Genomic DNA, 12,338 nt, shown 5'->3' with positions numbered 1-12,338 from the left:
CACCCGGCGCGGTAAAGCACGGCGGCGGGTGCTCTTGTCTGAGGTAGCTCAATCTTCCAGTGCCAGACGTTCGCTGGCGACCAGAATTCCATTGTTATCGGCGTACAGCCATTGGCCCGGGGTGATGGTCACTCCGGCAAAAGTGACCGTCACATCACGTATTCCTTCCCCGCGTTTCTCGCTCTTGCGTGGATGAGCCCCCAATGCCTGGATGCCGAGTTCAGTTTCAGCCAGCACGTCTACATCGCGTACGCAGCCGTACATCACTACGCCAGCCCAGCCATTGTCAGCAGCTTGCTCAGCCAGCATATCGCCGAGCATGGCGCAGCGGCTCGAGCCACCAGCATCGACAACGAGGACGGCACCGTTACCAGGCTCTGCTACTGCCTCTTTGACGCGCGAGTTGTCTTCGAAGCATTTCACGGTACGAACCGGGCCATAGAAAGTATCATGGCCGCCAAAGTTGGCGAAGATCGGGTCAAGTACGGCGACGTCAGGGTAAGCGTCGCAGATATCCGGGGTACCGATATGACTCATGTGGAATCTCCTTGCTTGAGTATCCTTGGAAAAGGCTTCCACAATCATGCCATAGTCGACGGAAAGTAGAATCCTCCCTTGGGTGCAGGAAGATAGACAACAAAATGCCGGGACAAGGCCCGGCATCATGATGGTTGGGAAACGTATAGGGGGTCAGAACCGCCAACCCACCGAAGCAGAGAAGGTGTCTATCTTATAGTCGCTATCGAAGTCGTAGCGCTCGTATTCAGTGCGAATCAGCAAGGGATCGAAGTTGAGCTGTGCTCCGACGCCATAGACGGGGTCAGTTCCATCGTTGTCCTGCAGGTCGAGACTGGCATCACCGAGATTACCGTCGACATCGGTTTTCCAGTGGGCCATGCCAGCTTTGGCGAAGGCCGTGAACCAGGAGGTGAACGGAAGCTGACCGACCACGCTGACACCATAGGCGTCGGACTCCAGGTTGGTATTGGCGATATCATTACCTCTGAGCTCTGTCCGGCCCAGGTCGGTATAAAAAGCCTCGGTGGCGAAGTAGGGGGTGAATTGATAGCCAGCGAAGCCCTTCCAGACATTGTCGTCGTCATCAAGCTCGTAATTGCGACCACCACTCTCGACGAAGTCATCGACATCCTCGCGATCGTTTTCCAACGAACTGAAGCCGGTACCGACTCCTAGATACAGGCCCCGGTCTTCGCTTGAATCAGCCAGGGCGCTGGATACGACAAGCAGGGATGTCGAGGCCAGGGAAGCGACAAACAGGGTTCTGACAATCATGACTCTCTCCTTGATGCAGCTCAGTCACGCATGTGGCACATCGATCGATGGAACTTGAGCAAGAGCGTCGTACATTCCACCACAATGGCATTGATGGCAGTCCGGCCACCAACTTAAACATTCGCATGATGCTGATCATATTACTCTAGGTGTAGCTCGTGTATCCCTCAATGCTTAGCGTGTTAAGAAGGGTACAAAAGTGTCTGCCGACGGAGACATGAAGTCGCTGTGCGGAGACGTGAAGAAATGCAAATAAAGCGCCCCGCACTGGGCGGGGCGCTTCGGTCATCGGCTATGGCGTAATCCCCGTAGCGGGCGCCATCGATGTTGCGAGCATCGGCGACGAAAGGGATGATTCAGTGGCTCAAGGCTGTTGAGCGACTGGAATCACGTTCGAGGCAGCTTTCTGATACTCCTCGATTTCATGGAAGTTCATATAACGATAGATCTCACCGGCCATCGCGTCGAACTGTCCCATGTAGCCTTGGTATTCTTCCACAGTTGGCAGGCGTCCTTCCACTGCGGCGACGGCGGCGAGTTCCGCCGAGGCAAGGTAGACATTGGCACCGTCACCCAAGCGGTTGGGGAAGTTGCGGGTCGAGGTGGAGACCACCGTCGATTTCGCCGCTACCCGGGCCTGGTTACCCATGCACAGCGAGCAGCCCGGCATCTCCATGCGTGCACCGGCACGACCGTAGATCCCGTAGTAGCCTTCCTCAGTGAGCTGGTGTTGGTCCATCTTGGTCGGCGGTGCCAACCATAGGCGGGTCTTCAGGCTGCCGGCCGGCTGCTTCTCGAGCAGTTTACCTGCGGCTCGGAAGTGGCCAATGTTGGTCATGCATGAACCGATGAACACTTCATCGATCTTTTCGCCGGCAACTTGGGAAAGCAGGCGAGCATCGTCCGGGTCGTTGGGAGCGCAGAGCACGGGCTCCTTGACCTCGTCGAGATCGATCTCGATGACCTCGGCGTACTCGGCGTCCTTGTCGGCACGCATCAGGCTTGGGTCTGCCAACCAGGCCTCCATCGCTTCAATGCGACGGCTGATGGTGCGCTCGTCACCGTAGCCGTTGGAAATCATCCACTGGAGCAGTGTGATGTTGGACTTCAGGTATTCGGTCACGCTCTCTTCGCTGAGGGTGATGGTGCAACCGGCTGCCGAACGCTCGGCGGAAGCGTCGGAAAGCTCGAAGGCCTGTTCGACGGTGAGGTCCTCGAGTCCTTCGATTTCCAGGATGCGGCCAGAGAAGGCATTCTTCTTGCCAGATTTCTCGACGGTCAACAGACCCTGCTGAATGGCGTAATAGGGAATGGCGTGGACCAGATCGCGTAGGGTGACGCCAGGCTGACGCTTGCCCTTGAAGCGCACCAGTACCGACTCCGGCATGTCCAGAGGCATCACGCCAGTCGCGGCGGCAAAAGCCACCAGGCCGGAGCCCGCCGGAAACGAGATACCCATCGGAAAGCGAGTGTGTGAGTCGCCACCGGTGCCTACGGTGTCGGGCAGCAGCATACGGTTCAGCCACGAGTGGATGATGCCGTCGCCCGGGCGCAGCGAGACGCCGCCGCGGTTCATGATGAAATCAGGCAGGGTGTGGTGGGTTTCCACGTCGACCGGCTTCGGGTAGGCGCTGGTGTGGCAGAACGATTGCATCACCAAGTCGGCCTGGAAGCCGAGACACGCCAGATCCTTGAGCTCATCACGGGTCATCGGGCCTGTGGTGTCCTGAGAGCCGACGGTGGTCATCTTGGGCTCGCAGTACATGCCGGGACGAACACCTTCCATACTGCAGGCCTTGCCGACCATCTTCTGGGCCAGAGTGTAGCCTTTTCCGGTATCGGCCGGCTGCTCCGGTGTCTTGAATACGTCGGACGGACCCAGGTCCAGTTCGGCACGCGCCTTGTCAGTCAGGCCGCGCCCGATGATCAGTGGAATGCGGCCACCGGCACGGACTTCGTCGAGGATCACGCGGGTCTTGAGCTCGAACGTCGTCAGTACCTCGTCGCTGTCGTGCTTGCAGACCTTGCCTTCATAGGGATAGACGTCGATGACGTCGCCCATCTCCATCTTGGAGACGTCCATTTCCACAGGCAGGGCACCAGCATCTTCCATGGTATTGAAGAAGATCGGTGCGATCTTGCCACCGAAGCAGAAGCCGCCGGCCCGCTTGTTGGGCACGTAGGGGATGTCGTCGCCAAAGAACCAAAGTACGGAGTTAGTGGCGGACTTGCGCGAGGAGCCGGTGCCTACGACGTCACCGACATAGGCGACTGGGTAGCCTTTGGCCTTGACGGCTTCGATCTGGGCCAGCGGGCCCTTGGTGCCGGACACTTCCGGTTCGATACCGTCGCGCTCGTTCTTGAGCATGGCGTTGGCATGCAGGGGAATATCCGGACGCGACCAGGCATCGGGGGCCGGTGACAGATCGTCGGTATTGGTCTCGCCCGGGACCTTGAACACGGTCAGGGTAATCTTGTCGTCGAGCTTGGGCTTGGCCAAGAACCACTCGGCCTCGGCCCACGACTGCAGGACTTCCTTGGCCACGGCATTCCCGGCTTTGGCGCGTTCAGCGACGTCGTGGAAGGCATCGAACATCAGCAGGGTGTGCTTGAGCTGTTCGCCAGCCTCCTTGGCCAGGTTGGTATCATCGAGCAATTCGACCAGGGTGGCGATGTTGTAACCGCCTTGCATGGTCCCCAGCAGCTTGACGGCATGGATCTTGTCAATCAATGGTGACTGGGCTTCACCCTTGGCGATGGCTGTCAGGAAACCGGCTTTGACGTAGGCGGCCTCATCCACACCCGGGGGGACTCGATCGGTAATCAGTTCAAGGAGAAACTTCTCTTCGCCAGTCGGCGGATTCTTGAGCAGTTCGACCAGTTGGGCGGCCTGTTCGGCATTCAGCGGTTTCGGTGGTACGCCTTCATTAGCGCGTTCCTCGACATGTTGGCGATAAGCTTCAAGCACGATAGGGGCCCTCATCAAGTTTCTATGCCAAGGCGGATATCGTGGTAACGAGCGTTATCTGCAACCAACGTCGTCGAAAACGCCGCCTTGGTGCTTATGGTAACCGTGTGACTGGGTGTCGCGAATTCTACGCGAAACTGTCGACAATGTTAAGCGAGATGTTGTCGACAATCCTTGAACTTTGGTCGGCGAAGTGTACCGCATGGCGCTATGGGCGTGCTGAGTGCCGCTTGGCGCGGTAAGATGGTGGCAAACGACGAGAGGGATCATGAGCCAACGTATCGTCTCTCCCTGTGTGGGAATGTGTTCGACAACCGTAGGGGATCGGGTATGTCGTGGCTGCCAGCGTCACGATGGTGAAATCCGTGAATGGTTCGGCTTTTCCGATCGGGAGCGTGAGTTGCGCATGCTGGCGCTCGATACCTTGCGCGAACAGGTGGCTGGACGTTTTCTGTGTGTCGTCGATGCCCAAGCCTTGGAGGCCCAGATGTGCCGCCATCGTATTCGCTTCCGGGCCGAACAGCCCGCGCTGTCTCGGGCGGTCGAACTACTGCGTGTCGGACGGCAGCGTATTCGTGACTTGTCGCGTTACGGGCTAGAGCCAGTCCTTGAGGGCGAGGGGCTACCCCCGGAGACGCTGCATGTCGCATTGACAGAGGCGTTACTAAGAGAGGCTTATCGTCGGCAGCAACATGATGTGCTGTGTTGAGCCGTTCACTGTGCAGGCTGGATCATTTGCACTGTTTTTCCGTTATACAGCGTCACGCTGAATCACTGTCCAGGGATAAGATGCAAGATACGGTAGAGGAATTGTTGCCTGAAACGTTGCTGGGCTTTCTGACTTGCCCCACCCCTCCGGCGTGGGTGGAGGAAGCGCTACGTAACCAGTCGCTATTGTTGATTGACCATGCCCAGTGCGAGAAGAAAGCGGCTTCCACCGCCATGAGTCTGATGTACCGCTATGTGGATCGTCCATTATTGTTGACCAAGATGTCGCAGTTGGCGCGAGAGGAGTTGTTGCATTTCGAGCAGGTAATCAAGGTCATGGAAGCGCGTGGCATTACTTATTGCCATTTGAGCGCGTCGCGCTATGCCGAAGGGCTGCGTCGTCACGTGCGGACTGAAGATCCATGGAGATTGGTCGATATCCTGATTGTCGGCGCCTTCATCGAGGCGCGCTCATGCGAGCGTTTTGCATGTTTGATACCGCATCTCGATGCCGAGCTTGCCAAGTTCTATCGCAGTCTGGTTAAGTCGGAAGGGCGTCATTACGAGGATTACTTGGTATTGGCGCGTCGCTACGCAGGAGAAAACGGTGAGGGTGACATCGACACGCGTATCGCGTTCTTTGCCGATCGGGAGCGGGAGTTGATCGTTTCACCGGACGAGACGTTTCGTTTTCACAGTGGCATGCCTATGGTGGCATGAAGCCGGATATGAAGATTCATGGCTTGCAGGGTAAGGTTGTCCACTTCACGGTAGAGACGAGCGAAACCATCGCCAATATAAGATAACGCAGGAACCAAATGATGCGGGATCCGTCTGTCAACGACCAGTTATCGCTATTTGGCCATTTTTCGCTGACGCTTGGCGAGGATAGCCTGACTCAGTTCAGTTACGACAAGGTCAAGGCTCTGTTGGTCTACCTGTTGTTGCATGAGCAGCCGGTCAACCGTGCAACGCTTGCTGAATTGCTGTGGCCGGACCAAGGGTTGTCGTCCGGACGTACCAATCTGCGCCATGCCTTGCATTGCTTGCGGCAATCATTGGGTGATGAGGCTGATCAAGTGCTAGTGGTAACACGCCAGACCATTGCCTTTCAGCTTCCCGAGACTTGGCGGTTCGATCTTCATGAACTGCAATCCCTGCTGGAGAGCTCGCCGGACATCGCCACGCTGGAGAGCCTCCTTACTCTTTATCGTGGCGACTTGGTCGAAGAACTGCAGTTATCGCCCTGTGCCGAGTTCCAGCGTTGGTTGCTGCGTGTCCGCAACGAATGGCGCCAGCGTGTCATCGCCTTTGCCGAGAGCGTTCTGGAACAGCATGGAGATGTGCCCGATACACTGTTGCGCGCACTAGTCAGCCGCTTTTCCGGCTACGGGCCTTTTCATGAACGTCTGGTGCGGCAACTCGCCGAACAGGGCCAGTCTGCCGCTGCACATGAGCAATACAACGCCTACCTCCAGTTACTAGCCTTGTCCGGTCAGCAGCCCGAGCCGGGATTTCTGCAGCTGGCGCGCTATTGGTCCGAGGGCAAGACCGATATGCAGGGACTTTCACCTCAAGGCGCTTTCTCTCGTGCCCTGGCACTGGACAGTGCTCCTCTGAGCGATGATGAAATCGAACAACGCCAGCTTTCGGTGATGGCGATTCGGCTGCACCTCAAGGGAGAGTGGCAGGATCGCGCCGAGACCCGAGCGTGCCTGGCCTTGCAGATCGAGCTGATGCGCTGGCTCGAACAACAGTGCCACCACCTGGGAGGCTTCTGGTTGCCCGGTGCAACCGGAGGATTGGGACTGGCTTGTTTCGGCACCCACGGGCCGGCTCATCAACTGGCCGAATTGGTGGCACTGTATGAACATTGTCGTCGCGCTTTACCCGATGAATGTGTCCGGCATTGGAGCGGTGAGGGGAACATCCCACAGTTCGAACTGGCGGCTGGTCTCAATAGTGGGCGAGTGGTCTATCTTCCTGAGCGCCAGTTGGTAGACCCGCTGGGGCAAGTGACGCAGGGATCCTTGGATCTGATGAGTGCGGCCGAAGGCAGCGAGTTGGTGATTTCCCAGGAGGCCAGCCAACACATGCCACCAGCTCTGGACTTGCAACCGCGTTTGTCGTCGCGTCTGGTTGCCAGTGATGGGCGTGTACGCTTGCGGGCCTTGGTGTTGGGTACCAACGAAGGCGGTCGCGAAGCCTTGCCTCCTAGTTTGATCGGCCGTGAATCGGCACTGCGGAAGCTGCGCGACGCTTTGGCCAGGGCGGGTATTGGCTTGCGTCAGAGCGTCTTGGTGCGCGGAGCCTCTGGCATGGGGAAGTCGGCACTGTTGGTGGGTTTTCGGCAACTTGAGCAAAGCCGTGATGCCGCTATCTGCTGGCAGCCAACGACGCGTTTGTCGGTACAGGTGCCTTACGGCGTGGCTCGGACGCTGCTGCGCTGGCATGTGGGGGATGATCTCGATGCTGACAAGCTTGGGCAATTGCTCGATGCATATCCGTCCCTGGCCATGGAAACTTCACGTCGGCAACTGCTGGAAGAAGCACTGGGCATTCGTGAGCCGGAGGAAGTCTCTGCTCTGACACAAAGCGGTGAAGCCGTCGAACTGGTCGTCAAGCTCCTGCATGTCTTGATCGAAACACTGACGGCTGAGCGGACCTTGGTGTTGATGATCGACGATCTGCAGTGGCTCGACGAGCCCTCTTTCAAGGTATTGGCCGGCCTACAAGCACGTTTGCCGATCAACTGCCCGTTGCTGTTGGTGGCCAGTCACCATGGTCGTGAGTCCTTGCCGGCCAAGCTGCATTGGGATCAGCAAGTAACGTTGGGACGCCTGGATGGTTCGCAATCCTCTAGGCTACTGTCGCAACTAGCCAGGCGTTATCGGCTTCACTTGAGTCCACGTCTGCGCAATCAGTTGATTGAGCGTTGCGATGGGGTTCCGTTGTATTTGCAGGAAATTTGCCGTCGACTGGACATGGATCGTCGCGAAGGCCGTAGCGTGAATATCGAGGAGCTACCGCGTGGTCTGTTGGGGCTGTTGGCCAGTCGAATCGACCAACTCGATGGTGATCGCGAGGTGGCGCATGTGGCTGCGGTGCTTGGGCGACAGTTCCGTCTCGATTTCCTGGCCGAGTGTAGTGGTTGGGAAAGTGCTCGACTCAAGCGGGCGCTCGATCAGATGTGCCGGTTGGAAGTGATCGAGCCATGCGGTGGCAGTAGCGAGTGCGATTATCAATTCAGCCATCAATTGCTGCAGGAAGCAGCGTATCTTTCGTGTCCGCGGGATGTACGAGTAAGAATCCATCGTCAGGTCGTCAGCCTGATCGAAGAGCGCTTCCCGGTGTGGATCAGCCGTCATCCTGGCGATTTTGCCACCCATTTGCGCCGTAGCGGTCACTATGCCCGTGGCGCGCGTTACTTCGAACTGGCTGCCCGCGAGGCGCTGAAAGTGTGTGCCAATCGAACGGCGCTGAAGATGGCCGATTTCGGCTTGGCGAGTTTGCGCCATGTCGAGGAGCAGGGTGAACGGGAAATCAGTCTGCTGACCGTGCGCGGTCAGGCGGCCTTTGCCTTGGAGGGACACGGCTCGCCGACAGCTCACGAAAGTTTCGTGCGTGCACGTGAACTGCTGGCCTGCGAAGGTAGCGACAGCGATGAAGAAGCCGATCTGGAGCAGCGCTTCCTGGTCAAGTGGGGGTTGTGGGTAGGTTGCAGCCAGCGTGATGCCCATGCCGATGCCTTCTCGTTGGCATCCAAATTGGCTGATCTGGCAGCGCGACTTGACGATCCACGCTATCGGCGCTTGGCCGATTACGCGCGTGCCAACTGCGAATATTGGGCCGGTCGCATTCGTCAGGCCTACGATCATCTGGAAGAGATCGATCCTCTCAACCAGCCGATGTTGATCGAATGGTTACCATTTTCCGATCATCCCCAGGTGGCAGCAGCTTGTTTCCAAGGCTGGGCGCTGTGCTTGCGTGGTGACTACCGGCGTGCCGAACGACAGGCCGAGGCTGCCATCCGTCTGGCGGAACGTTTCAACCACCCTGGTTCACTGGCTATGGCCCTGTTGTTCGCTGCCGCGGTCTACCGCCAGTTGGGGCACGTGCACCTTGCCGGAACCCGCGCCCAGCGGGCTTTCGACCTGACGGGAACACCCGACCTATCCCTGTGGCAGATGTCGGCTCGAAATTTGCTGGGGTGGCAAAGAGCGTTGACCGGTGATCGCGAAGGCCTGGTGCAGTTGCAGGCCAGTATGGAAGAGTTTGATGAAGTGACAGGGCGAGATCGCTACCAACGCCCAGTACTTTGGTTCTCCGATGCTTGTATGGCGCTAGGAGAATTTGAACGTGCGGAGGATTACCTCGATCAGTGCCTGTTGGTCGCCCAAGAGCGAGGTTCGTTGTATCTGCCAGAGTTGGCGATCCAACTCGCGCAGGTACGTCAGCGGCTGGGGCATCCTCCCGAGGCAGTGAGACTGCTCGCTGAGCAGGCTTTGATACAAGCGCGTGAGCACGAGAACCTGCACCAGCAGCTACATGCGTTGGAGCTGTGGTTGACGCTGGTGGAACCGCGTGACGAGTCGATGCGCGAGGAGTTCCGGCGTCTGCTTGGAGAGGTGTCGCATACCGATGCCCCTGTACTGGTACGCTGGAGAACGTTGCTGGATCAGCGACTGCCATATCCCGCTGACGTTGAATCCTGAGCGACACATCAGCGTCGTCCACGGGTTGCCGATGGCCGGGTTACTACTATGGGTCATCGGCAAACCTCCCATATCTCAAGTGGCGGCCTCCCAGGCGGCGAGATTCATAAGCGCCTGGTTGCGGCTTTCTCCGCACACCTCGGGGTCGTAATCGAAACGTTTGCACACCCGAGGGCGACGAGAGTCACCGAACAGGCGGCACAGGTTGTCGCCGTCGAGCTGGATGCAGCGTACTCCGGCTGGTTTGCCGTGTGGCATGCCAGGGATTGGTGAACTGATCGAGGGTGCGACGCAACAGGCACCGCACCCAGGGCGGCATCCGCTCTGAGCGGGAAGTTCCATCGATCTGGCAATCAGTTCAGTGGTCATGGTCTCGCCTCGGCGATGGCTCCCTTGTTGATCCCCTCGAAGGCTTGCACTCGTATGCGATGGCCGATGTCGTGGGCGATTTTTGCTGCTAGCCAGGTAGCGATATGCTCAATCGTCGTGGGACTGGGTAGTACTGCAAAGCGTTCTGATGGTAGGCGTAAGAAAAATCGACCTTGCGGGGCTTGATAACGGGTCGTCAGCGAGCCATACACCTCATCGTTAGCGTCGGCGACAAGATCCTCTTCGTCGACCAGGTAGCGGTCGGCGAGCCACTTCGCCCATTGGGCTTCGAGCTGTGCATCGCGCTGGCCATTCTTCCAGATATGCAAGCGTGAGCGATGGCCATGCGCAATGCGCTGACAGTTTCCTGTATGACGTTTAAGACCGTGGCTGTAGGAGTAGGCCTCTCCGTCGATATTTTCCTCGCGTAGGGTCAGGCGAATGTCGCTCACTCGCGCGGGAGGGCGGCGCATCAGCTCGTGCGAGAAGTGGGTTCCAAGGCGTTCCGTGGTGATCTCGCTCCATGGCAACAGAGTAAAGGCCTGGCGAGGCCCACGCACCTCCATGGGGTAAGGGGACTGGGCACGAATGCATAGTCCTTCGTTGCACTCATGGACCGTGATGCCAGGTGCGCGTGTCGGTATCAGCAGAGTATGATCGGCGCCGGCATCCAGGCGTGACTTGATCCATGGCTTGACCTCGCCGAAATCGAATAGCATGCCATCCTCACCGAGCTCGCCATCGAGTTCAGCGTCGATATGCCAACTGGCGCCGATCAGGCCGCGCTTGGGGCACCAAAGTGAAACATCCAACTGGGTCAGGGCATTGACGAAAAGGGTCATCAGTCGATTCCCACGATCTTGTGAGTCTGCAGTGAAAGCTGCCACTGCGGTGTCCTGAGACAGTAGGCGACCACCTCAGCCATGGTGTCGCCTTCCCCGTGCAACGGGGTGAGATCCATGGGCTGCAGGTAGAAGTACTGGAAGTCGAGATGTGCAAAGCGCTCAGGAGGGGCATCCCGCTGCGGGTAGACCAGCTTGAGCTCGTCACCGCGGGTAACCACCATTCGGCTCGTCCCCTTGGGGCTGACACAAAGCCAGTCAATACCCGCCGGTATCTCGATGGTTCCATTGGTTTCGACGGCGACCTCGAAGTCTCTGGCATGCATGGCTTCAATCAGAGACGCATCGAGCTGCAACAGCGGCTCGCCGCCGGTAAAAACCACATAGGGCGCGGCCTTGCCGACTGTATTCGTCGGCCACAAGGCCGCCAGATGATCGGCCAGGCTCGTGGCATCGCGAAAGCGCCCACCATGCTGACCATCGGTGCCCACGAAATCAGTGTCGCAGAAACGGCATGGGCTGGAGGCGCGATCGGCCTCTCGCCCTGACCATAAGTTGCAGCCGGTGAAGCGACAGAACACACTGGCACGGCCGGCGCGGGCACCTTCCCCCTGCAGGGTGTAGAAGGCTTCCTTGACGCTATACATCAGTTACCCTCGGTATGCTAACGGGTCAGTGACGCCATTGTCGGTGAAGGCAGCTAGTCGTTCACGGCAGCTGCCGCATCGCCCGCAGGCCAATTCTTCGCCGCGGTAGCAGGTCCAGGTAGCGGCATAATCGAGGCCCATGGCGAGGCCGTCGGCGAGAATGGCCTGCTTGCTGCTATGCAGGTAAGGGGCGCAGATTTCTACCGCTTCGAAGTTGGCAATGGCTGCTACCGCATTCATTTTCTCGACGAAGAGGGGACGACAGTCTGGATAGAGCACATGGTCACCACCATGGGCACCATAGAAGACTTTGTTAGCTCCGATATTGACTGCTTGTGCAATGGCCAAGGACAGCAAGATCATGTTGCGATTGGGCACCACGGTGGTAGCCAGGTTATCGCTGTCATAATTGCCTTCAGGCATCTCGCGGCTAGCATCGGTTAGCGCTGAGTTATCTATCAGGCCGTGGATAGCACGGATGTCAACGACTTGATGAGCGATACCCAGCTGCTGGCATACCCACGTTGCGGCGTCGAGCTCGCGGGCATGGCGCTGGCCATAATCGAAGGACAGGGCGTGGATTTCGTAGCCTTCGCGTCGCGCGCGGTGCAGGACGGTAAAGGAGTCCATGCCACCTGAGTAGATGACTACGGCACGCGAGGGTGAACCTGACAAGGAGAGGGTGTTGGGCATGAAGAAGGGTCCTGTCGGAGAATTTCTTTTGGCCACCGCTGACTATGGTCGGCAGTGGACGCCCGGGATCCGGTCCGGGCGGGGCATCATTCTAGCGAGTTGG

At 58.3% G+C, this 12,338-nt stretch carries 10 protein-coding genes; 3 read left to right on the top strand and 7 right to left on the bottom strand.

Annotation, left to right across the window (positions count from 1 at the left end; translation table 11 throughout):
- Positions 1-48: 48 nt before the first annotated feature.
- The 3 genes from rraA to acnB all read right to left on the bottom strand — a co-directional run bounded on the left by rraA (position 49) and on the right by acnB (position 4,261).
- A complete protein-coding gene (gene rraA / locus L861_RS04160) occupies positions 49-537 on the bottom strand; it encodes a ribonuclease E activity regulator RraA (protein ID WP_016415306.1) in 489 nt (162 codons plus the stop codon).
- Positions 538-690: 153 nt separating this feature from the next.
- Positions 691-1,293, bottom strand: coding sequence for a porin family protein (locus L861_RS04155; RefSeq protein ID WP_016415305.1), 603 nt, complete (start codon positions 1,291-1,293; stop codon positions 691-693).
- A gap of 364 nt (positions 1,294-1,657) precedes the next feature.
- Complete coding sequence (gene acnB, locus L861_RS04150) at positions 1,658-4,261, bottom strand: bifunctional aconitate hydratase 2/2-methylisocitrate dehydratase (protein WP_027947441.1); 2,604 nt, start codon at positions 4,259-4,261, stop codon at positions 1,658-1,660.
- Between the two features lie 268 nt (positions 4,262-4,529).
- Here acnB and L861_RS04145 point away from each other — a divergent pair, with 268 nt between their 5' ends.
- From L861_RS04145 to L861_RS04135, 3 genes are all read left to right on the top strand, one after another.
- Positions 4,530-4,970 carry a DUF1289 domain-containing protein gene (locus L861_RS04145; RefSeq protein ID WP_021029101.1) on the top strand — a complete coding sequence of 147 codons (441 nt, stop codon included), beginning with the start codon at positions 4,530-4,532 and terminating at the stop codon, positions 4,968-4,970.
- 80 nt (positions 4,971-5,050) lie between these two features.
- Positions 5,051-5,689: a MiaE family protein gene (locus L861_RS04140; RefSeq protein ID WP_016415301.1), complete on the top strand. Its 639-nt coding sequence runs from the start codon at positions 5,051-5,053 to the stop codon at positions 5,687-5,689.
- Between the two features lie 101 nt (positions 5,690-5,790).
- Entirely contained in the window at positions 5,791-9,684 is a 3,894-nt protein-coding gene (locus L861_RS04135; protein ID WP_016415300.1) for an ATP-binding protein, read from the top strand.
- Positions 9,685-9,759: 75 nt separating this feature from the next.
- On the opposite strand, the gene L861_RS04130 is transcribed toward L861_RS04135, so the two are convergent.
- From L861_RS04130 to queC, 4 genes are read right to left on the bottom strand one after another with little or no spacing between them, the layout of a single operon-like run.
- Positions 9,760-10,053: a YkgJ family cysteine cluster protein gene (locus L861_RS04130; protein WP_016415299.1), complete on the bottom strand. Its 294-nt coding sequence runs from the start codon at positions 10,051-10,053 to the stop codon at positions 9,760-9,762.
- Positions 10,050-10,895, bottom strand: coding sequence for a 6-carboxytetrahydropterin synthase (locus tag L861_RS04125; RefSeq protein ID WP_016415298.1), 846 nt, complete (start codon positions 10,893-10,895; stop codon positions 10,050-10,052). The genes L861_RS04130 and L861_RS04125 overlap by 4 nt, the downstream gene beginning before the upstream one ends.
- On the bottom strand, positions 10,895-11,542 hold the full coding sequence (gene queE, locus L861_RS04120; RefSeq protein WP_016415297.1) for a 7-carboxy-7-deazaguanine synthase: 648 nt from the start codon (positions 11,540-11,542) through the stop codon (positions 10,895-10,897). Before queE ends, L861_RS04125 begins: the two co-directional genes overlap by 1 nt.
- A gap of 3 nt (positions 11,543-11,545) precedes the next feature.
- Positions 11,546-12,235, bottom strand: coding sequence for a 7-cyano-7-deazaguanine synthase QueC (queC, locus tag L861_RS04115; RefSeq protein WP_016415296.1), 690 nt, complete (start codon positions 12,233-12,235; stop codon positions 11,546-11,548).
- Between the last annotated feature and the right edge of the window lie 103 nt (positions 12,236-12,338).

Origin of the sequence: Litchfieldella anticariensis FP35 = DSM 16096 (assembly GCF_000409775.1) — a bacterium.
Classification (GTDB): domain Bacteria; phylum Pseudomonadota; class Gammaproteobacteria; order Pseudomonadales; family Halomonadaceae; genus Litchfieldella; species Litchfieldella anticariensis.
This window is presented reverse-complemented; position numbering and strand designations above follow the sequence as displayed.

What these genes read in the sequence shown, in the direction of transcription:
- L861_RS04135 (WP_016415300.1), top strand. Translation starts at nt 5,791, where the DNA reads ATGCGGGATCCGTCTGTCAACGACCAGTTATCGCTATTTGGCCATTTT.
- L861_RS04130 (WP_016415299.1), bottom strand. Translation starts at nt 10,053, where the DNA reads ATGACCACTGAACTGATTGCCAGATCGATGGAACTTCCCGCTCAGAGC.
- queE (WP_016415297.1), bottom strand. Translation starts at nt 11,542, where the DNA reads ATGTATAGCGTCAAGGAAGCCTTCTACACCCTGCAGGGGGAAGGTGCC.
- L861_RS04155 (WP_016415305.1), bottom strand. Translation starts at nt 1,293, where the DNA reads ATGATTGTCAGAACCCTGTTTGTCGCTTCCCTGGCCTCGACATCCCTG.
- queC (WP_016415296.1), bottom strand. Translation starts at nt 12,235, where the DNA reads ATGCCCAACACCCTCTCCTTGTCAGGTTCACCCTCGCGTGCCGTAGTC.
- L861_RS04145 (WP_021029101.1), top strand. Translation starts at nt 4,530, where the DNA reads ATGAGCCAACGTATCGTCTCTCCCTGTGTGGGAATGTGTTCGACAACC.
- L861_RS04125 (WP_016415298.1), bottom strand. Translation starts at nt 10,895, where the DNA reads ATGACCCTTTTCGTCAATGCCCTGACCCAGTTGGATGTTTCACTTTGG.
- L861_RS04140 (WP_016415301.1), top strand. Translation starts at nt 5,051, where the DNA reads ATGCAAGATACGGTAGAGGAATTGTTGCCTGAAACGTTGCTGGGCTTT.
- rraA (WP_016415306.1), bottom strand. Translation starts at nt 537, where the DNA reads ATGAGTCATATCGGTACCCCGGATATCTGCGACGCTTACCCTGACGTC.